This is a genomic window from Prochlorococcus sp. MIT 1342 (assembly GCF_047304495.1).
In the GTDB taxonomy this organism is placed as follows: Bacteria; Cyanobacteriota; Cyanobacteriia; order PCC-6307; family Cyanobiaceae; genus Prochlorococcus; species Prochlorococcus marinus_D.
Genome location: NZ_CP138957.1, coordinates 1351251 through 1371477 on the forward strand (window position 1 = coordinate 1351251; position 20227 = coordinate 1371477).

Here is a 20227-nt window from a genome sequence, read left to right on the forward strand (position 1 = left end):
TTGTCGGGATTGTGGGGCTTCGCTAGGTCAGTTCTGCAGTTGCCTCGTGCGAGCAAGCTGGATCCAGCGATTGGCCATAGCAAGGTCCACGCTCGATTGTCGATGGTTATTGAGTTGGCGTTGTAACCGTCCCGTCTGATGCACGACATCCTGTGGAGTCGCAGCTGCCAAAGCGGCTGCAGTGGCTAGCCCGGAGTGGATCAGCAAGGCAGCATCCGCCAGTTCTAGATCTAGATCACAAACAAGTGCCGCCATGCCTCGCAATCGTTTCAGGTTGCGGGTCGTCGCAAGCCCTCCCTTAGCAAGTCGGTTGAGTTCCTGGTCCTCGAGGCGTTTCAATGCGCTCCATGTTGTGATCCCTGCGGCCACGAGCAGGGCTTGTTCGTCACGAAAGCTTTGAGGTAATTCTCCCAGAGGTTGATCAACCTGCATCACTTTTTTCGGCTAATGGCAGCGTGATGTTCTGACGCAAGTCGCGTATGACTTCGCCGAGGATGACGGGTTGACTGACACCCTCTCCAACCGATTCCAGCCTGCGTAGCCGCACATGCACCTCACTGCCGTTATATCCACCGCGATGGATGTTGCCTGCTAGTTGCTGCAATGTGGCTTCAACCGCTTCATCCGGAAAGTCATCAGGGACCTGGGCGACAACAAGGTCCGTGCTGTTGTCAAACACCACTGGTACCACCAGAGCTCCTTCCACCTTGAGGGGGGGGGTATAGCTCACGCCAAAAGCCCAACAGCTTGCCAAAAGAAGAAGGTTGAAGCTGGTCACTCCCACCAGCCGGAAGCGTTGTCCCCAACGAACCAAGAAAGCAATCAGGGTCATTAGGCTTAGGGCTAGGCCTGACCAGGCAAGCCATCCGGTTGCGGTTTCAATCAGCTCTGGAATGGACATGGACTGGTGAACCTCAAGAGAACTACTTATATTTCGCACGCTCCCAGGAAGGTTGACTCAAATCGATGGGAGAGAAGAGTCAATCCTTGGCTAAAGGGCGATGGAAACGCCCTGCTGTTCTACTGCTAACGAGCAGCTTGGTTGTTTGGGTTGGCGCCGATCGAGTTGTTGCGGCCCTTCTTGAACGTCTGCGTCCGCAACTGGAGCAACAGCTTTCAAAACCTCTAGGCCATCCTTTAAAAATTGGTGCCTATCAGGGCCTGCGGCCCTGGGGTATGGCCATTGGTCCCACTGAAGTGCTGCCTGGAAGTCATGACGATTCCACAGCATCGCTCTCTGGTCTAACCATCAGCCTTGCCCCAATGGCCAGCCTGTTCCGTTTGCGACCCGTTGCCGTACTCACCCTTGAAGGATCACGGTTAACGCTACGTCGTAATCACAAGGGTTTCTACTGGGTCCCTGGTCCATCCAAAGGCGATCCTCCCCCAAAGGTTGATCTTCAGCTGCGGTTAACTCAGCCCGCCAGGGTCCGCATCGAACCGGCAAACTTGGAGTTCACAGCCACTACACGGGCAGACCTTCAGCTGGCGGAGGGATGGGCCAATGGATCTGTCCAATTTGTATTTCCAGATCGTGGAAGATTCTTCCTAAAGGGCCGTGGGCGCTGGGATCGTTTAGAGCTTCAGGCCCATGCTCGTTTGGACCAAATCAGCCTTGAACCATTGCAGGGGCTTTTACCGGGAACGCTGCCCATGCAAATGCAGGGTCAGATTGGCGGTGACCTCCAAGTGAGTCTTAATCAGGGACGCATGGGCTGCAAGGGAGCCCTGTCATTGGTTCGATTCCAATTAGCGGGTGGTCCCCTCAAAAAGTCACTCTCATCTCGTGAAGCCAAGATCAACTGTCGTCAAGATCGTCTTCAGTTACCTCTCAGCCAGTGGCGTTACGGCCCTTGGACCGCTTCTCTCAAGGGAGGTGCTCGTCTCAATCACTCCTACAACCTCGACCTCAAGGTCAACCAGCGGCAACAAGGGCATGCCTTCCAAGCCCGGATCAATGGACCTTGGCATGAGCCCAATCTGCAGGCCAGTGGCCGCTGGATTCTTGCCCCAAAGATCCCCGTTGATGGTCCGCTGCGACTGAACTTGCAGATGCGCACCAACTGGCGCAATCCCAAGGCCTTCAGGGCCGTTATTGACACTTTTGATGTTCGTGGTCCAGGTCTTCAGATCCGCGCAAGAGGTCCCCTCTATCCCGAGTTAGGACTGAACACCCAGCGCCTGGAGTTTGCAGGACCTGCATGGCAGCGCATCCCTGTGCTTGCTGATCTTCTCGGCAGCCAAGCCTTGATCAAAGGCAAGCTTCAGATTGAGGGCCCTTCATCGAGCCCCCAACTTCAGCTAAGCCTTGCTCAGCAACGTAATCCTTTGCTGGAAACCTGGTCTCTGCGAGCGGGGTGGTCAGCAGATTCCGGTTTGCTCCGCTTAAGGCAGTTCAACAGTCCCCTGCTCAAAGTTGTGGCGGACTTGCCTCTCTCAGTAGATCAAGGACGCCTACGCAGTGGAGAACTGCAGGCCAATCTGAATTTGAGTCCTTTCCCTTTAGCTCGTGTTGGTCCGCTTCTCGGCACCTCTTTAGCGGGAACCCTTGCTGCTTCAGGGCAGGTGAGAGGGCCATTGTCGGCCCTTCGTCCAAATCTTTCCCTCCGGGTGGTGAATCCAGAGGCGGGAGGGTTGCGGTTGTTGGAAGATTGGCAAGGGAAGTTAGCCGGACTCCCTGCTGGGGGTAGCACTCTGCTGATGGAATCAGTGGGGGCGGTGATCCCTGGGCAGCTCTCATCTCGATTGGGACGCGACTGGTTGCCACAGGAGTTGGCGATTAACCGTGGCGATGGCCGTCTCTCGCTAAACGGCATCCCAGCTCACTATCGCTGGGAGTTGAACAACTTCAAAGTGGATGGGATTGAGGCGGCCCTGTCTTCAAAGCAGCGATTTGAAGGCGTTTATGGTCAACTCAGCGGATCAGGCAGCCTGGGTCTTCAGCCCCTGGCCATGGAAGGCCAAGTCACCATCAGCAATCCAGGGTTGATGGGTCTGCAATTTCAACAGGCTTTGCTTCAGGGGAGGGTTGCCAACCAGCGCTACAAGCTGACTGGTGAGCTGCTACCAGCGGATACAGGCCAGATCAATCTTGCAGCGGGAGGTCGCCTTGGTGGCGAACTCTCTGCTCAGGCAAAGGCACGCGGTCTAAGCGCGCGTTGGCTGATCTCTAGTGCAGAGCAACTTTCTAATTTTAATGATGTTCTTCCAGCTTCGATTGGGCGAGCCCAAGATCTGGGCAATCTGTTGATGCAAACCTTGGGAAGGTCTCTAGATGATCAGCTCAAAGCCTTGGCAGCGGCGCAGGCTTCCGTCAATCGTTTCGACCAGCAAAATCGTCGTAGCAGGATCATCAATCCAAAAGATCTACGTGGGCAGATGGATGCGGTGATCGATCTGAAGGGTCCCGATCTGTCCAACCTCAATCTGGGGCTAAAGGCCAGCGGTCATCTCTGGACAGAAGGTGAGGATCAGGATCACGCCCTACAAGTCAAACCCATTTTCGCCTCGATTCAAGGACCTCTGCATGGTGGGGAAGGGTCGTTTTCACTGCTTCACGTTCCCTTTTCTCTGCTTTCGTTGGTTGCACCTCTACCTCAAGCACTGCGAGGCGCTCTGGGACTTTCGGGTCGATACAACCTCAGACGGGGAACCCCTGAGATCACAGCTGATCTAGTGATGGAAAGCGCCAGATTGGCTGAAAGCTCATTGAGCTTGGACAAAGGGCAGATTCTCTTGAATGATGCCCTCCTAAACCTCGACTTGGCGCTGCGAAGCTCTTCTTCCAAAGAGGCGGTAACCATTACCGGTCAAGTGCCTCTTGATCCCTCCTTGCCGATAGACGTCAGGGTTGAGAGCCACGGCGACGGCCTACATTTTCTGGCTGATTTTGCTGAAGGTGCGGTCGCCTGGAAGGGCGGTAACTCCGACCTCAAGTTGTTGTTTAGCGGCAGCCTTAGCGCTCCTCAGGCGAATGGATTTTTGGTGGTGCAAAACGGCGAATTCGTCGTCATGGAACAAGTTGTCAAGGGGTTGGAGGCTGCCTTGGTTTTTGACTTCAATCGCCTTGAGGTGCAGCGTCTCAAAGCAAAGATTGGTTCAAAGGGCATCTTGGAAGGTGCGGGATCCATTGCCTTGCTTCGCCCTGCACCTGAAGACCAGCCCCTGACGATCGAGATCAGTAAGTCCCGTTTTAAGTTGCCAAAGGCTGATGTAGGGGTGGCCGCCAAGCTCAAGTTCACGGGTGCCTTACAGAAACCCTTGATTGGCGGTGAGCTCACGATCAAAGAAGGAAGGGTCTCACCCGCAGGATCAGGGCTTCTGCGACCGATCAACTCTGCCATTCAATCCACCAAAACGCCTGGAGCCACAGAGGCCATAGCGACGTCCAGCAGCCCCAAAGTTGTTAATGCCAACACCCTGCTTGAGGAGCAGTGGGATTTCAAGAAACCCTTGGTCTTGCTTGGACCAGATGTAGAGGTCAGTCGGAGGAAGATGTTGAGCTCCGTGTTTCCCAACATCCCCTCTATCAGCTTCGACAACCTGCGTTTAAAGCTGGGACCAAATTTGCGCATCACTGCTAATGCGCTGGCCAATTTCAGTACAGAAGGGTTGCTCAGTTTGAATGGCCCCCTAGGTCCAAAGCTTCAGGCTCGTGGTGTGATTCGGCTACTGAATGGGCGGTTGAATCTGTTTACGACGTTCTTCAGTCTTGATCAGCGAGCTGCGAATGTCGCTGTGTTTACTCCTTCTATGGGCCTAATCCCTTACGTTGATGTCGCCATGAACAGCCAGGTCTCCGACAGCATCAGCATCGGCACCGACAGTAATGCCGCATCAGCGAATGTGTTTGACACCAATGGAACAGGTGCTCTTGGGGCCGGAGGACAGTTCCGCTTGATCAAAGTGATGGTGAAGGCCGAGGGACCTGCAAATCGTCTTTTCCAAAACATTGACTTACGCAGCTCGCCGTCACTGCCTCGCACTCAATTACTGGGGTTAATTGGAGGAAATTCACTGGCAGGGTTGTCGGGAGAAGGTGGTGGTGCGGCACTAGCGACTGTGATCGGTCAATCTCTTCTCACGCCGGTTCTTGGAACAATCTCTGATGCTTTCAGTCAACGAATGCAAATTGCCCTTTATCCTGCATACGTCTCGCCAGTTGTGACGAGTCAACAAGAGCGCGTTTCTGGGCAAGTCCCACCCACGCTCGAGTTAGTCACAGACATTGGTATTGATATCACTAAGCGACTTAACGTTTCTATTTTGGCCACACCAGACCGCAACGATATTCCTCCGCAAGGCACCCTTACTTATCAAATCAGTCCCAGCATGAATCTCTCAGGCTCTATAGACAGCCAGGGAATTTGGCAGAGCCAATTGCAATTATTTTTCCGCTTTTGACCAGGTGGCAACCGACTCAGCTCAGTTCATCGGTGTCGATTTGGGAGGTACCGCGATCAAGTTAGGTCGATTTGATCAGCAGGGCCATCTGTTGGCAGAAACCGAGTTGCCAACCCCTCAACCCTCGGTGCCAGGTGCTGTCACAGTTGCTCTTTGCGAAGCTATCGAGACTGTTGATCCAAACCATCATGCTGCATTCGTGGGAGTGGGCTTACCAGGACCAATGGATGCTGAAGGCCGGGTCGCCAGGGTATGTATCAACCTGCCTGGATGGCTGGAGGTTCCTTTAGCCGACTGGTTGGAACCACGACTGAATCGGCACGTCACCCTGGCGAATGATGGCAACTGTGCTCTCGTTGGTGAAGCATGGCAGGGCGCGGCCCAAGATTTTGAAAACGTCGTTCTGCTCACTCTTGGCACTGGAGTAGGTGGGGGCGTCATGCTTGGGGGTCAATTGTTTGTCGGTCATAACGGGGCTGCAGCCGAGCCTGGTCTGATTGGGGTGGATTCTGAAGGTCCCAGCTGCAACAGTGGCAACCAAGGCTCCCTAGAGCAGTACGCCAGCATTGGCGCCCTTCAACGTCTATGGGCTGGGGACCCAGAAGAATTAAGCGACCGAGCTGCTTCTGGCGATCGCGAGGCTCTCGAGATCTGGGAAACCTATGGCCGCAAACTTGGGGTAGGAATCAGTTCTCTCGTCTATGTTTTCACCCCTCAGCTGGTGCTGGTCGGAGGAGGTCTTGCAGGTGGAGCAGTTCATTTCCTACCAACGGTCCGTCAGGAAGTAGAGAAGCGGGTGCAAGCTGTGAGCAGAGAGGGTTTGCAGATTCGCTCCTGTGCCCTTGGGAATGGAGCTGGTCGCCTGGGGGCAGCTCGACTTGCCCTTCAACGTCTCTTAAGTGTCGGCAATGCCCCTTGAGGCGTAATGATGAGCACAGCTGTGCCGCGCTGTGATGACAACTTATCCTGGAGTTCCTGAGCCTTCCGCCCAGTTGCTGCGACTTGCAGCAGAGGTGCGGCAAGCTGCCATGGCTCTTGGGCAAAGTGATGACAACCAGCGGCGTAAGGCCCTGATGGCAATGGCCAATGCTTTGCTGTCAAGCTCTGAGCAGATCGTGAGGGCTAATCGACTCGATTTAGAGAAGGCGCGAACTGAGGGACTTGCTTCTGCCCTGATGGCGCGGCTCAAGCTTGATGAAAGCAAACTCAACTCGGCTATCGAGGGGCTCAGACAGTTGGCTCAATTATCTGATCCCCTTGGTTTGCGTCAGTTGCATCGTGAACTGGATCAAGACCTTGTGCTGGAGCGCATCACCGTTCCTCTTGGAGTCCTGGGGGTAATCTTTGAGGCGCGCCCAGATGCCGTAATTCAGATCGCTTCACTGGCAATTCGCTCTGGCAATGGCGCACTTCTCAAGGGCGGCAGCGAAGCAAGCCACACCAATCAGGCCATCATTGAGGCGTTGAAGAATGGTCTGGCTGAAACAGAGATCGATCCCGAGGCAATTGCCTTACTCAAGACCCGTCAGGAAAGCCTTGCCCTACTTCGCCTTGATGGCCTAGTGGATTTGATCATCCCTCGCGGCAGCAACGAACTGGTGCGTTTCATTCAAGACAACACACGAATTCCGGTTCTTGGTCATGCGGACGGAATCTGTCATCTCTATCTCGATGCCGCGGCGGATCTGAAGCAGGCCCTACAGATTGCAATCGATAGCAAGACCCAGTACCCCGCAGCATGCAACGCTATTGAAACTCTGCTCATTCATCAGTCCATTGCACCGTCGTTTTTAGATCTTGCAATTCCTGCCTTTCGTCAGGCCGGGGTTCGTCTGCTTGGGGATTCAGCGAGCCGGGCTTTAGGAGTAGAAGAGTCAGCAAGTGAAGAGGATTGGGCTACGGAATATCTCGATCTGATTCTGTCAGTGAAAGTGGTGCCTGATCTAGAGGGAGCCCTGGATCACATCCGTCGCTATAGCTCCCGTCACACGGAGGCGATTGTCAGCAATGATCAGGAGACGGCTGAGCGTTTTCTCCAAGCTGTCGATAGTGCCGGTGTTTTTCACAATTGCTCCACGCGTTTTGCCGATGGATTCCGTTATGGCTTTGGCGCCGAGGTTGGAATCAGTACTCAAACACTGCCTCCAAGGGGGCCGGTTGGCTTGGAAGGGCTGGTGACCTATCGCTATCGGTTGCGTGGACAAGGTCACATTGTGGCGGACTATGCCAATGGTGAATGCATGTTCACTCACCGGGACCTATCGCTGTGATCAATCGTCTCCCTTTAGGAGCCATTCATGTTAACGATGTGCGCTTGTGGGCTCACGTGGGTGTGCTCGACCATGAAAGACGTGAAGGGCAGTGGTTCAGCTTGGATTTCAGTCTTTGGTTAGACCTTGACAAGGCTGCCCTGAATGATGAGCTCAATGCCACTGCGGACTACAGCTTGGCTATTGGTGCAATGCAACGACTCTCCTTTGAACTGAAGTGTTTCACCATCGAACACTTCAGCGAGCGATTGCTAGTGCTCTTGGAAGATCTCTACGGTCCTGTGCCAATGCGAGTGCTTGTGCGTAAATGTGCTGCGCCGGTGCCTGGGTTTAGTGGCAGTGTGGCTGTTGAAAGGTGTCGCAATTGGCCAACACCCTGATCTTTGTCAAGGCTTTTCGCGATGTTTACGCATGTCGCATCAGTGGATAAACCCCGTCGACCATTGGTGCTTGTACATGGTCTTTGGGATACCCCGCATCTTTTTAGGCGGTTGGTGAAGGCACTCGAACAGCATCAGCTACCTCTACAGATCCCCCATCTGCCTCATCGCCTGGGAGCTGTTCCGCTTTCCAAGCTGGCGGAGACGTTGGATCAGCTCATCGTTGAGCAGTGGGGGGCCGAGACGGTTATCGATGTACTTGGATTTTCGATGGGAGGGGTGATCAGTCGAATTTGGCTGCAACAACTAGGTGGATCACGACGAACACATCGTTTTCTGAGTGTAGGAAGTCCACAGCGAGGCACCCTCACAGCCCAGTGGATTCCCGCCTGTTTGTTTGCTGGTTTAGCGGATATGAAGCGCGGCAGCCCCTTACTGCGCCAGCTCAACGGCGACGTTTCAGCCTTAGAAGACATTGAATGCAGCAGCTATTTCTGTCGATGGGATGTCATGGTTGTTCCAGGCTGGCAAGCCGTATTACCGGTGGGTGAGCAACAGGCCGTTCCAGTAATCACGCATCAACAATTGATGTCTCATCCGCTGGCATTGAAGTTGCTGATTTCAAAGCTTCTCAGTAATTAACTTGGCGAAGTCGAGTTACCTGACCAAAATGAGCAAATACTCATAAACAAGCATACAGATGTGTTTCTCGGCGTCAGCCAGCTTTACGGCTGCAGCGGTCCTCATGCCCTTAGGGCTTTATACCCACCATCTTGCGTCTGAAGCGAAACGTCCCGGATACAAACCTCTAGCCCTAGTACCGTTCTTCTTCGGGCTACAGCAATTTATTGAGGGTTTTGTATGGGTGGGATTAGGTCATGGAGAAACAGTAGCTTCACCGGTCGAACCTCTCACGTCAATTACTTCTGTTGGCTTTCTATTTTTTGCCTATTGCTTCTGGATGATATGGATTCCATGGAGCGCATACTCGATTGGGCGTCATTCCGAAAGTGAAGGAGTCAAGAGAGCTTTACGCTGGGTTTGGATTATTGGCTCCATCCTTGGAATCTCATTCTGGCTGCCTTTATTAATACATCCACCGTTGATCCAGCCAGGACTAGTGACAGGCGGAAGGATCGTCTACAACGTCAACACCATCTTCCATAATTTCATCAATACAGAACCTATTGGAGAACTAATTTATTGGTGCTGGATTGTCATTCCTTTGCTGATTCTTAAAGACAAAGCCGTCAAACTCTTCGGAGCATTAATTGTATTATCTATCATTCTGACACTGTTTACATATAGCATGGCTTTCAATTCAGTATGGTGCTTCTACAGTGCTATTCTTTCAATTTTTGTTCTCTGGATCGTAAATCGTCCGGAGATGCGTCGTGCCTGATGCTCTTCTGCAGGGCTTAAGCGGACTCAGCCAAGGCCTTGATTCCATGGCCGAAGTACTGCTTAAAATGGAGGCTGGAGTTGAATTGTTGCTGGCAGTTGGCCTTTCAATGTCAGCAGCACATTTCTTTTCTCTCCTTGCTAATCGTTTAGGTGCTGTTCAAATTGCCGTGCATTTATTATTTGATGCGCTAGGCCTAAGCCTAGCTTTTCTATTGGGGATTCTCTGTGACAGCTTGATCCTTACTTCTCTAAAGGATGTACCTTTACATCCGATTACTTTTGCAAACCATATACTACCAGCAATTTGGCCAGGATTATTTTATATTCTTGCCGGAGCTCCTTATATTAGTGATCTAATTGCTGTAACACTTTTCGCATGGATTCACCTCAATGTAGTTATTTTATTAAAAGCTATTTATGGTATACCTCTCCAGCAAGGCTTGGTCATGGCCCTTCCTGGTTTTGCCTTGGCACTTGTTTTAATTGCGCTCTTGTTCGCTCAGAGGTGGAAATCAAGTTACGCCCAACTAGCACGAGAAGTGGCTCTTAATCATTGAGTTGGATCTGATCTGAGATCATGACTAAGACTAGATCTTCGCTTCGCAATCATCGTGAGCTGCTGCTTACAAGCCGCAGGACAGTTGTTGTTTTGATGCTGGCCTCAGCCATCCTTTTGTTCCTGTGCGTAGCTGTGATTCGTCGCGATGCTATTGCATTAGTAACCAGCGAATCGATTGATGAGCTCCTTAAGCTTGCGGCACTCCTGGTGATCATCTTGGTCCCTCTGTCAGGTATTTATTCAGTGATGCTTGACTTTGTCTTTTGGGAAGGGTGGCTTGATGGTCTTCCTAACCCAAGTCATCTATTTGCTGAACGATCCCCGGATATTTCTGGACATCGGCATTACATCATTTACCTGGATGGCATTCATCAAAGTGAAGAAGACCATCCTCCACGGGTTAGTCGATTCCTCTCGCAACTAGAAGAAGGAATTGATCATGAGTCTATTTTAGTCAAAGGCATTGAGGCTTACACAATCATGCCTGTTGCACTGCGTTCAGATTCATACAGTCAGTGGTTCTGGCGAAGGTTATTTTCTCTACAAGAGCATCATCCCAATTCATTAGTTCGTTTTCTAAGCGCCTTTTGTGTACAAGCCAATAATGTGATCAAAGTAGGAATTTCCTCTGACCGCCGTTATGGCCCGGTGATGAATTATGAGCTTGCCTTGAAAATCGCCCGTCGTCTTGAATCGCTTGGCTTCCACCCCAGTAAAGCTGTGCGCCTTGTATTAGTGGGTTACAGCGGAGGAGGAGAGATGGCTATTGGGACAGCGGAGATCTTGCAACAACTTTGTCGTGTTCCAGTACAAGTGATCACTGTCTGTGGAGTGTTCAGTGGGAATGGCGCTTTAGAAGAGATCAATCGTGTGGCTATGGTCGTTGGCGGGAAAGACCCTGTTGCGGCTCTTGGTCAAGTGGCTTACCCAGGGCGTTCTCCACTGTTGCCATTGTCAAACTGGAATCGATGGCAACGCAAAAGGAAGCTGACTCGCTATGAAATTTCCGGCATGAACCATTGTGGTCACTCAGGACCATTCAGTGATGATTTCAGCTCTAAAGTCGTTGATGCAATTTGTTGTGAACTATGTATGACCAGATAAGCGCCTATAAAGTCAGTCTTTACATGTTTTTTTCGCATTAATAAAAGTTATTAGTGCAACCAGACTTGCACGCAATGATTGAAATTTTTAGTGAAGGAACTAGCTAACATGTTAGCCAACTAAGCTACAACCTCTCAGCTTTCTATCCCATCATAAAGATATCTCTTGCGACTCCCAAAAAGCCCCTGAAGACTTAGCTGCAGACAATAAAGGCCGCCAAAACCTTTCTAATGAAGCGCTAGAAGGTGTAGCTGGTGAAACTCTTTCGGTGGCTGGGGCAGGTTAACTGCTCAATATGTCATCTCTGCTGGCAAAACGAATCCATGTTTCTAGAATTCCGCTTTCGCACTAAGAAGTACCTACCATTTTTCAGGATAAGATCTAGGGGATCAATGATGTTGTATTTCATAGAGACAAGTAAATAATTTACAATCATAGGGTGGCTAGGTTTACTTTGATCTTGGTATTTGAGCACTCATCCCAAGCGGTGTGCAGAGACTATCTCAAACTTAAAAGTAATTACTTAGCACTATAAATTCAGCCATCAACTTCTTGGCTCTAAACCAATACTTACAATCCCTCAAGCCTAATATCAGCATCTTCGTTCAAAACTCTTTATCTCATAACTCCACCAATAACATTCTCAAGGTTATTATCAGAGAAGATCTGCCTCCCTTCCACTGGGATCGAGTCATTCTCTTAGGCATCAGTCATCGTTGTAAATATTTTTTTGGCATCCATTCTACAAACGAAGAGGCGTGACATGCAGCGGCCTGGCAGAATTGATCCAGTAGTGTTATCTACGCTCATTTCTTTAACTTATGCATTTTGAAAACAGTTTTGTCAACCAGAAATCAATATGCGCTGATGCAAACCGGCGAGCATGAACACAACTGCCATTAGTAGATAGCCCGTTGCCCAGGAGCTACCAACTCCCCAGCCAAGCTCCAGAACAGTATCGGCCTGGGTGAATCGCCAAGCGTGGATGATCCCAATCCATGAGGCTGCAGATGCGAGGAAAGAAGTAAAGCTTGCTGCTAAAAAGCGTTGTTCGATCACATAAACCAACATTGCCGCTAGCAGCATGGCGGTAATAATTTGTCCTTGCTCAAGGGCAAAAGCACCACTTGCCCATACATCAGCTTCTTGAAGCCTTCCTAAGAAAGCTGAATTAAAAGGTTCTGAATTGCTTCCGGCTCCTCCTGCGCGCAAACCAGCCTTGATCAGAGATGCACCCCATCCTGCTAGTCCAGGAAGCAGGCCAAGAGCTACTGCCGGTGCATGCGTGCTGGGCGTGGCTTGAAAGGCTTGAGCAGCAATCACGATGCCGATATAGAGCACGATCGCCATGCCTGCCTCAATAGGTACCAACTCTGCGACCAAACCAAAAACACCTAGAAGACAAGCGCTACCCATTACCAAGCCATTTAGCCAGGAATAGCCAATGCGAGCCCCCATTTCCTTCCAGGCTGGATGGCCGATATAAATGGTTGTAGGAAAACAAGACCCCAGACCTGCGGCAGCCATTGTGCCGATGCCGTCGATCAATAAAGAGCTTCGAACGCAATAACGATCACCTGCCGCCTCTGCGCTTTCGATGTTTTGAAGAGATCCCAGCACGTTGAATAGGCCCATTGGCACAATCACCCCTAGCCAGGGCAGCAGCTGGCCACGAGCATTCCAAAGATTGGCGATTTCTAGGTGAGGAAGGCGCAAGCCAATCTGACTTGCTTCCTGACTCCAACGGCTAGCGTCGCTATCGATTAATCCAGTACTCCAAGCAAGCCCCACGCCAATAACAACAGCAAGCAAGCCACCAGGAATGGGCAATCGCAAGCGTCCGTAATAGGTGACCAGAACAATTGCTAGTACTGTCAGCCCCACTACAGGTTGGGCATAGGTACGCAGCAGAAAGCCAAGAGCGATGTAGCCAAGAGCAATGCCGGCGAGAGTGGCAAGTAATGCAGCCCTAGGCAGCCAGCGACGCAGTACCCCTGCTGTAAAAGCCCCTACTGTTTCGATCAGCCCTGAGCCCAGGCAAGCCACCATCCCTGCTTGCCAGGAAAGGCGAACAGCGCTTGCCTCATCCATTCCCTGGCCCAATGCGGTGAGTTTCACAGGGAGCATTACCAAAAACACATACGCAAACAGGCTCACGGTGTTGATTCCGTAGGGCAGAGCTGTCCGATCACTACGTTTTTCGATGCTGGCAAGTTGATGAGCCTGATGCGCGTAGGCAAGGTTGCCTATCAGCAGGCTTATTCCTGTGGCAGGAAGGATTGTGCCGAAAACTAATTCATTCGGATAGCCGAGCACGTTGCGGCATAAGGCAATTATCAAGAGGACTTGAATCAAGTTATCGAGGCCAAGTCCTAGGAATCCGTCGACATCTCCACGGACAAACCATTGCGGCCTCCAGTGCTTCTGCTTGAGATCTGAATGCATGGCAGTTGGGTAAGACCAGTTCAATCATGTCTTGCTACTTCCTGATGTTGCAAGACAATGTCTTTTCAAAAGAGCCTTGCTTGTTAAGTAGGAGGCAGTTCGAGTGGACGATTTATGCTTTTTCAAGCTTCATGTCTGCTTAGTTAGCACGTGTACTTTTCGCAAGCACGATTCCCTTGATTGAATTGCCTTTAGCTTCTTTTAGGTATTAAAGGCTTAAATGAACTTGATGCTTAAGCAATTCTATGCATCATGATCAAAAGGATCTACTTTGATTTCTCGTGACTAAGAAGCTTGATGAAATCCCCCCAGAGCAAAGTCGTTCTTTCGATAGGCTTGTTAACTTCACTGATGTGGCAGTAGATCATCTGCTTGGCATTGGCTCGCTCGGCTTCCGGTTGATCTATCTATAACTGAAAACATGCGTTGGCATCGCTTTAGAGATCCACTTCGCCGTTGAGGTTCCTCACAAGAGCAAATGGACTGTGGCTGGGTTGACAGCTTAAAAGCCTCTGCATTGCCTCTAATCGTGCAGAGCCTTGCAGGCTCAGATCCTGGGGCAACGTGCCAAGGCCCCAACGGTAGCGATCTACCACACTAGTGTTGATACAAAAACCCTGATCAAGAAGGATGTCGAGGCTACGGCGTAGTCGTTCTCGCCATATTCCTCCGAGTGTCAGTGGAAATAAATGGGTAGAGCCGTTAAGGCATTGCTCCAGTAGAGCTGTTGAATCAATGCAATAGCCCAGGGCTCCATACCCCCCTAGATGTAGCTTTTGCGAGCTTGCCTCCATATTGTGCACCGCTGCGATTAATTCGGTGATCTCTATTGCATCGGCGAGGCGTTGCTGTGTCAATGGCTGACTGGGGTACGCGACTGTTCCATTGTGGCGATCGTTCTGCCAGGGCCGATGCAGGTCGTTCATCGCAGCCCAGCCATTCACGCCTTCTATACCCTGGCAATACTGCAGTAAAATGGAATCATTGCCCTGTGGTTGCAGCTCAAGCTCGAAGCTACAATGCGGCAACAAGCTGAGAATCTCCTGGTTGCGATCATCCTCTAGACCCGTGCGATATGGAATCGCCAAAGGGACCTGAAACCATCTCCCGCTTTCATTCGCTTGGCTAGCTCCCAGGCCGAAGCTGGCCACACTGGCTCTAATTCGTCCGCAACAGTGCCAACCCTGTCGGTTCAGCAACTCAATCAGTTGACGTCCTGAGGATAGCCCCTCGAATAAGAAAGGTTCCGAGGGATGCAATGCCTCTGGTAGACGATTGGCAGCGAGGCAATTGAGCACCTGAGCCATGAGCTCATTCATGCGTTGAGAAGACTCGTTCTGAAGCATGACCAACCCCTCGTTGTGCCAGACCAGGCCACTACCGAGTGCCGTGAGGCCTTTCCCTAAAGCGGTTGGAGCAAGCTGTTTCGGGTCAGAAAGTGCATCACTAGTGATTGGCTGGTTGGCCAGTAATCGACAGTTCTTTAAATTGCACGGCACCCCCACACCATGTCCTGGCTTTAAGGCAACTGAGGGTTGGCGCCAGAGTTCCAGGGCACTGGGCGGTTCGTTCTCCCGAATCGGCAGCAGATGCTGTAGGTCATCAGCCAACGCTGCCAACAGCAGAGGGCTTAGCAAACCATCTTCTAATAGGGTTGCAATCCCTCGTAGACGTTCAGGAAGAACGGCCGGGGCCATCCTCCAGCCTCTCGGCAGCATTCCTATCAGGGGGATTACACGGCGATGATCGAGATCACGCAACAACTCACTTAGCAATTGTTCTCGGCTTATGCCGCGACGCAAGCTGCTTGTTTCAAGCACCTCCTCAAGTGCAATCAGTGGTGCCGTGTGGATATCGTCATGCTCGTCTTGGCCCCAGCTTTGTGATAACGCTAGGGGGTTCAGAGAGTGCGGTATCTCTTCAGCCATCTCCTCACTGATCCGCAGCGCTTGCGGCTAAGCCGGAATGGCGAATCAATGCCTCAGTGGTCGCTGGTCGTCCACGGAATTGCTCATAGACGTCTGCTGGGGAATGGCTACCTCCCAAACTGAGAACTGTGTCGCGAAAGCGAGCGCCAGTGAGTCGAACTTGATCTTCAAGTTCCAGACCAGCTTCCTCAAAGGCAGCAAAGGCATCAGCACTAAGAACTTCTGCCCACTTGTAGGAGTAGTACCCGGCGGAATAACCACCGGCGAAGATGTGGCCAAAGCTACAGAGGAATTGATCTTCGGCGATCGGAAGCATCACCGTGGTGGTCTGAGCAATCTGACGGCGCAGCTGATCTGGGGTCACGCCGAGATCTGGTGTCCAGCAACTATGCAAACGCAGATCAGTGAGAGCGAAATGCACCTGGCGCAGAGTTGCCAAACCGGCATTAAAGGTGCGGCTGGAGCGCAATTTTGCGAACTCCTCCTCCGGAAGCGGTTCGCCAGTACGCCAGTGACGTGCCATCCCCATCAACGTGGTGCGATCGAGGCACCAGTTCTCCATGAACTGGCTAGGCAGTTCCACTGCGTCCCATTCCACGTTGTTAATTCCTGCAGCCTGTGGATACTCAACGGTCGTGAGCATGTGCTGAAGGCCATGGCCAAACTCATGGAACAAAGTCTCCACCTCATCGAAGCTCATCAGACTTGGTGTCTCTGCTTGCGGTGGAGTCTGGTTACAAATCAAATAGGCCACAGGAAGAATCGATTGGCCCTCGAGGCTTTTGCTGCGTGTCAGGCATTCGTCCATCCATGCCCCCCCTCGCTTGCTGGCTGGTCGGCTATAGGGATCGAGGTAGAACGCTGCCAGGTCTGAACCATTGGCATCCAACACCCGGAAAAAACGCACGTCTTGATGCCAGATCGGAGCCTCGCCGTCGGCACTTTGAATGCGAATGCCAAAAAGACGTTCACAAAGTCCGAACAAACCTTCCAAAACCTGTGGCAGGGGAAACCAAGGGCGCAGCGCTTCTTGATCAAGGTCAAAGCGCTCTTGCCTCAGCCGTTCAGCCCAGAAGTTCACATCCCATGGTTTGAGCTGGCTGGCCTCTGGAGCTCCATGTTTTTTGGCACAGGCCTCGAGCTCAATTAACTCCTTTTGGGCTGCGGGTAAAGCGGCAGCACGCAACTCATCAAGCAACTGCTCGACGGCCTCAACGCCCTCGGCCATTTTGCTGGCCAGGCTGAGTTCAGCCCAGTTCCTGTAGCCAAGCCTTTGAGCTTGCTCAAGCCGAAGGATTAGCAGCTCTTCAATCAATGGTTGATTGTTTAACTCACCTGCACTCGCTCTACTCACATGAGCCTTGTAGAGCGTTTCACGTAGCCCTCGATCTTTTGCATGGGTGATGAAGGGGATGTAGCGGGGCATATCTAGACCTAATCGCCAGGGACCCTGCTCCGCTGTAGGTTCTCCACCGTCTTCTCGGTGATCTCCGGCTTGCTTGGCTGCTGAGGACAAAACCTCCAAGGCCCTCTGCGGCAGTCCTTCAACTTGTGCTGATCGATTGAGGAGCAGGCTCCATCCCTGGGTTGCATCCAGGACGTGATTGCTGAAGCGGGTCGACAGCTCGGCCAGTTGTTCACTGGTGGTATTAAAAGCCTGCTGTGCGTCGTCAGCGAGACCCACGCCTCGTTGATCCATGGAGAGTAATTCCGCGTTCAAAATCCGCTGTTGAGTCGAATCCAGCAATGGCCTTGAGGTCTGGTCTTTAAGCCGGCGCAGGGCACGATGAAGTGTTTGGCTTTGGCCCATAAGGTTTCCAAAGCGCACCACCTCTGGTTCCTGTGCAGCGTGAGCTTGCCGTAATTCGGAGGTATTGCAGACGCCGTTGAGATGGGATACGACTCCCCAGCTCCAACGCAATTGCTCTTGCAGCCGATGCAGAGGAGACATGACTTGTTCCCAATTAATGCTCTTGCCAGACAGCAAAACTTTGTCTAGGTCTTGTTCCAGCCGGCTGAATTGTTTGTTAAGAGCACAGAGAAGTTCAGGCATGTGATCCTGAACTTGTTGAGCAGTAATGGCAGTGAAGTTTGGGATTCCTTCACCCTGAAGGAGGGCTGATGACTTTATTTCGTTCACAGCAACAGGCATTATTCAGCCAAGGGGTAGCAGGGAACCTTGGGCTACCAAGCTATGGCTAATCAGTCGATCAGCGAGAGCATTGGTTGAAGCCTCATAGAGATCGATGGCGACTCGAGGCCAAAATCCGATCACCAACGTGGGCACAATCAGACTGAGCCCAATGGTCAGCTCTCTGGGGTTGATGTCTTCGATCATTGCAAGGGCGGGAATCCTGGGGCCAAAAAAGACCCGTCGACACATCGACAGCAAATAGACGGGGGTAAGCACCAGTCCAATCGCCGCCAGCACGATCGTGATAACCCTGAATATTGAAGTGAATCCTTCCTGACTAATGATGCCGAGGAAGACGGTGATTTCACTGACAAAGCCGCTCATTCCGGGCAGGGCGAGGGAAGCCAGGGAGCTGGCCAAGAAAAAAGCGAAGGTGATTGGCAAGACCTTGGCCAGGCCACCCATATTGGGAATGGAGAGGGTCTGCGTGCGTTCGTAGAACGTTCCTGTGACGAAAAACATGGCTGCTGCAATCAGGCCATGGCTGATCATCTGCAGCATGGCCCCACTGATCCCGAGAGCATCGATCGCGCCGATACCCAACAGAACGAAGCCCATGTGGCTCACAGAACTGCAGGCAATTCGTCGTTTCACGTTGTCTTGAGCAAAGGCGTTGAATGCTCCGTAGATGATGTTGACGATCCCAATCACGATCAGGGCCGGCGCTAGCTGAAGATGAGCATCAGGCAGCATTTGCACGTTGAAGCGCAAAAGGGCATAGCCACCCATCTTTAGGAGTACCCCTGCCAGCAGCATCGACACTGGTGCGTTGGCTTCTCCATGGGCATCAGGCAGCCAAGTGTGGAGAGGAAACATCGGTAGCTTTACGCCAAAGCCCACCAGAAAGCCCAGATAACAGAGGAGTCCAAGACTGCCTTCTGGAGATCGATTGGCCAATTCAGTGAGGTTGAGCGTGAACTCACCACCAGAAAGTGCCAGAGCGAGTCCGCTGATCAGAATCAGTAAAGACGCTAGAGCGGTGTAGAGAATGAATTTAGTGGCGGCATATAGACGTCTGCTTCCGCCCCAGATGGCAATTAACAGGTAGACCGGAACCAGCTCTAGTTCCCAAGCAAGAAAGAACAGCAGGAAATCTTGAGAGAGGAAAACCAGCCCCTGGGCAGAAGCCTGAACCAACAACAGGGCGAAATAAAGCCTTGTCTTGCTTTGCACCTTCCAGCTAGCTGCCACGGCAAGAAGAGTGATCAGCCCGCTAAGCACAACCAGAGGAGCCGAAAGGCCGTCTGCTCCTAGCGACCACTCCAGGCCGATGAAGGGAATCCAGCTAACCCGTTCAACCAGCTGAAGCCCTCCATCCTGACCATCAAACATGCGGCTAAATACAACCAGCATGAGCACGAAATCCACCAGCAGAAAGACCAGTGCAAAATTGCGTGGTGCCTGGGAGTTACTTGTTTCATTCTTTGGCAACAGAGGCATCAGCAGGGCACCCATTGCCGGCAGCAACACGATCAGGGAAAGCCAGGGAAATGAGGCCTGGGACGCAGCCGTCAGCGGCAAATTGGCGTCCATGGCAGGCAAGAGAATGCGAAGGAACTGATCAGCCCCGGGCGGGCGCTTGAGTATATCTACTCATCCTCAATCTGAGGTTGCCAGTGGCTTCCTCCTGACTGAATGCTAAGCAGTGGAGCCCTACTTGCTACACCCTCGGCCTCCCAAGCTTTTACCATTGCCTGACTGACTGCTTGCCCTTTATCCTCAGGGCAAAGAGCCAGCAAACTGGGGCCAGCTCCGCTGATGGCACAACCCCAGGCACCGGCATTCAGAGCAGCATCGCGAACATCCAAACCACCTTTGATTAATGGCCAGCGATAGGGCTCATGCAATCGATCGTGCATCCCATCTGTGATCAGGTCGCCGTTTCCTGTCCGCAGTCCCTGCAGCAGGAGCGTAAGGGCACCAAGGTTTTCTACGGCATCGCTGATCGGGATGTCTTTAGGCATGGCGCGCCTTGCCTCGCTCGTGCTTAGGCGAATAGAGGGGATTGCTACAACGGCTTTCACGGAATTGATCCAGACACAACGAACCACCCGCCAGCGTTGCGAGGCTGCCTTGGCAGTCAAGCAAAGACCTCCCAGAAGAGAAGGAACCACATTGTCGGGATGTCCCTCAATGTCAATGGCCAGTTCCAACAGTTTTTCTTTGCTGAGCGGTTCGCCCACCAAGGCATTGGCTCCGACCAACCCTGCCACGATGGCACTGGCACTGCTTCCTAGGCCTCTTGCGGGGGGTACCGCAAGCCTCACTTTGGCCTCTAGTCCCACCGGTTCGAGCCCTGCGGCTTTCCACACCCTCTGGGCGGCGCGATAAATCAGGTTGTTGGGCCCACCGCGTAGGTGGCTTCCCTCATTGCCTTCAATAATGAGTTCAAAGCGTCCGCTATCCCCTTCGATCCGCCGCATGGCAAAACGGTTGTTGAGGTCAAGGGCAGCACCAAGGCAGTCGAAGCCAGGGCCAAGGTTGGCTGTGGTGGACGGTACGTCAACCACAATTCTTTGGCCGATACTCGGCTGCGCCAT

Annotated in this window: 15 protein-coding genes; 8 read left to right on the forward strand and 7 right to left on the reverse strand. The window is 52.2% G+C overall.

What is annotated here, in order from left to right; all coding sequences use genetic code 11:
- Positions 1-27: 27 nt before the first annotated feature.
- Both SIB79_RS07015 and SIB79_RS07020 read right to left on the reverse strand, forming a co-directional pair.
- On the reverse strand, positions 28-432 hold the full coding sequence (locus SIB79_RS07015; RefSeq protein WP_063403248.1) for a DUF4332 domain-containing protein: 405 nt from the start codon (positions 430-432) through the stop codon (positions 28-30).
- The gene (locus tag SIB79_RS07020; protein ID WP_011129818.1) at positions 422-901 is read right to left on the reverse strand and encodes a Ycf51 family protein; all 480 of its coding nucleotides are present in this window, start codon (positions 899-901) and stop codon (positions 422-424) included. Before SIB79_RS07020 ends, SIB79_RS07015 begins: the two co-directional genes overlap by 11 nt.
- A 65-nt stretch (positions 902-966) precedes the next feature.
- Here SIB79_RS07020 and SIB79_RS07025 point away from each other — a divergent pair, with 65 nt between their 5' ends.
- From SIB79_RS07025 to SIB79_RS07060, 8 genes are read left to right on the forward strand one after another with little or no spacing between them, the layout of a single operon-like run.
- Positions 967-5403 carry a translocation/assembly module TamB gene (locus tag SIB79_RS07025; protein ID WP_063403247.1) on the forward strand — a complete coding sequence of 1479 codons (4437 nt, stop codon included), beginning with the start codon at positions 967-969 and terminating at the stop codon, positions 5401-5403.
- Between the two features lie 4 nt (positions 5404-5407).
- Entirely contained in the window at positions 5408-6322 is a 915-nt protein-coding gene (locus tag SIB79_RS07030; RefSeq protein ID WP_063403246.1) for an ROK family protein, read from the forward strand.
- A 34-nt stretch (positions 6323-6356) separates the two neighbouring features.
- Positions 6357-7673, forward strand: a complete 1317-nt coding sequence (locus SIB79_RS07035) for a glutamate-5-semialdehyde dehydrogenase (protein ID WP_063403245.1) — start codon at positions 6357-6359, stop codon at positions 7671-7673.
- Entirely contained in the window at positions 7640-8053 is a 414-nt protein-coding gene (locus SIB79_RS07040) for a dihydroneopterin aldolase (protein WP_063403244.1), read from the forward strand. The genes SIB79_RS07035 and SIB79_RS07040 overlap by 34 nt, the downstream gene beginning before the upstream one ends.
- Before the next feature lie 21 nt (positions 8054-8074).
- Positions 8075-8695, forward strand: coding sequence for an esterase/lipase family protein (locus SIB79_RS07045; protein WP_063403243.1), 621 nt, complete (start codon positions 8075-8077; stop codon positions 8693-8695).
- A gap of 58 nt (positions 8696-8753) precedes the next feature.
- The gene (locus SIB79_RS07050) at positions 8754-9455 is read left to right on the forward strand and encodes a hypothetical protein (RefSeq protein ID WP_063403242.1); all 702 of its coding nucleotides are present in this window, start codon (positions 8754-8756) and stop codon (positions 9453-9455) included.
- A 46-nt stretch (positions 9456-9501) separates the two neighbouring features.
- On the forward strand, positions 9502-10014 hold the full coding sequence (locus SIB79_RS07055) for a hypothetical protein (protein ID WP_063403303.1): 513 nt from the start codon (positions 9502-9504) through the stop codon (positions 10012-10014).
- 20 nt (positions 10015-10034) lie between these two features.
- Positions 10035-11120, forward strand: a complete 1086-nt coding sequence (locus SIB79_RS07060) for a hypothetical protein (RefSeq protein ID WP_063403241.1) — start codon at positions 10035-10037, stop codon at positions 11118-11120.
- Between the two features lie 843 nt (positions 11121-11963).
- On the opposite strand, the gene SIB79_RS07065 is transcribed toward SIB79_RS07060, so the two are convergent.
- The 5 genes from SIB79_RS07065 to thrB all read right to left on the reverse strand — a co-directional run bounded on the left by SIB79_RS07065 (position 11964) and on the right by thrB (position 20227).
- Positions 11964-13565 (reverse strand): hypothetical protein, encoded by a 1602-nt coding sequence (locus SIB79_RS07065; RefSeq protein ID WP_063403240.1) that lies wholly within the window; start codon positions 13563-13565, stop codon positions 11964-11966.
- 437 nt (positions 13566-14002) lie between these two features.
- A complete protein-coding gene (locus SIB79_RS07070; RefSeq protein WP_063403239.1) occupies positions 14003-15493 on the reverse strand; it encodes a hypothetical protein in 1491 nt (496 codons plus the stop codon).
- Between the two features lie 4 nt (positions 15494-15497).
- A complete protein-coding gene (locus SIB79_RS07075) occupies positions 15498-17645 on the reverse strand; it encodes a M3 family metallopeptidase (protein WP_063403238.1) in 2148 nt (715 codons plus the stop codon).
- Positions 17646-17648: 3 nt separating this feature from the next.
- Positions 17649-19220, reverse strand: a complete 1572-nt coding sequence (locus tag SIB79_RS07080; protein ID WP_063399344.1) for an NAD(P)H-quinone oxidoreductase subunit 4 — start codon at positions 19218-19220, stop codon at positions 17649-17651.
- A gap of 56 nt (positions 19221-19276) precedes the next feature.
- On the reverse strand, positions 19277-20227 hold the full coding sequence (thrB, locus tag SIB79_RS07085) for a homoserine kinase (protein ID WP_063403237.1): 951 nt from the start codon (positions 20225-20227) through the stop codon (positions 19277-19279).

Bases quoted from the DNA above. Each gene is read 5' to 3' on its own strand.
- SIB79_RS07025 (WP_063403247.1), top strand. From the start codon at position 967: ATGGGAGAGAAGAGTCAATCCTTGGCTAAAGGGCGATGGAAACGCCCT.
- SIB79_RS07070 (WP_063403239.1), bottom strand. From the start codon at position 15,493: ATGGCTGAAGAGATACCGCACTCTCTGAACCCCCTAGCGTTATCACAA.
- SIB79_RS07060 (WP_063403241.1), top strand. From the start codon at position 10,035: ATGACTAAGACTAGATCTTCGCTTCGCAATCATCGTGAGCTGCTGCTT.
- thrB (WP_063403237.1), bottom strand. From the start codon at position 20,227: ATGGCGCAGCCGAGTATCGGCCAAAGAATTGTGGTTGACGTACCGTCC.
- SIB79_RS07055 (WP_063403303.1), top strand. From the start codon at position 9,502: ATGGCCGAAGTACTGCTTAAAATGGAGGCTGGAGTTGAATTGTTGCTG.
- SIB79_RS07015 (WP_063403248.1), bottom strand. From the start codon at position 432: ATGCAGGTTGATCAACCTCTGGGAGAATTACCTCAAAGCTTTCGTGAC.
- SIB79_RS07075 (WP_063403238.1), bottom strand. From the start codon at position 17,645: ATGCCTGTTGCTGTGAACGAAATAAAGTCATCAGCCCTCCTTCAGGGT.
- SIB79_RS07065 (WP_063403240.1), bottom strand. From the start codon at position 13,565: ATGCATTCAGATCTCAAGCAGAAGCACTGGAGGCCGCAATGGTTTGTC.
- SIB79_RS07035 (WP_063403245.1), top strand. From the start codon at position 6,357: ATGACAACTTATCCTGGAGTTCCTGAGCCTTCCGCCCAGTTGCTGCGA.
- SIB79_RS07050 (WP_063403242.1), top strand. From the start codon at position 8,754: ATGTGTTTCTCGGCGTCAGCCAGCTTTACGGCTGCAGCGGTCCTCATG.
- SIB79_RS07045 (WP_063403243.1), top strand. From the start codon at position 8,075: ATGTTTACGCATGTCGCATCAGTGGATAAACCCCGTCGACCATTGGTG.
- SIB79_RS07040 (WP_063403244.1), top strand. From the start codon at position 7,640: ATGCATGTTCACTCACCGGGACCTATCGCTGTGATCAATCGTCTCCCT.
- SIB79_RS07020 (WP_011129818.1), bottom strand. From the start codon at position 901: ATGTCCATTCCAGAGCTGATTGAAACCGCAACCGGATGGCTTGCCTGG.
- SIB79_RS07080 (WP_063399344.1), bottom strand. From the start codon at position 19,220: ATGGACGCCAATTTGCCGCTGACGGCTGCGTCCCAGGCCTCATTTCCC.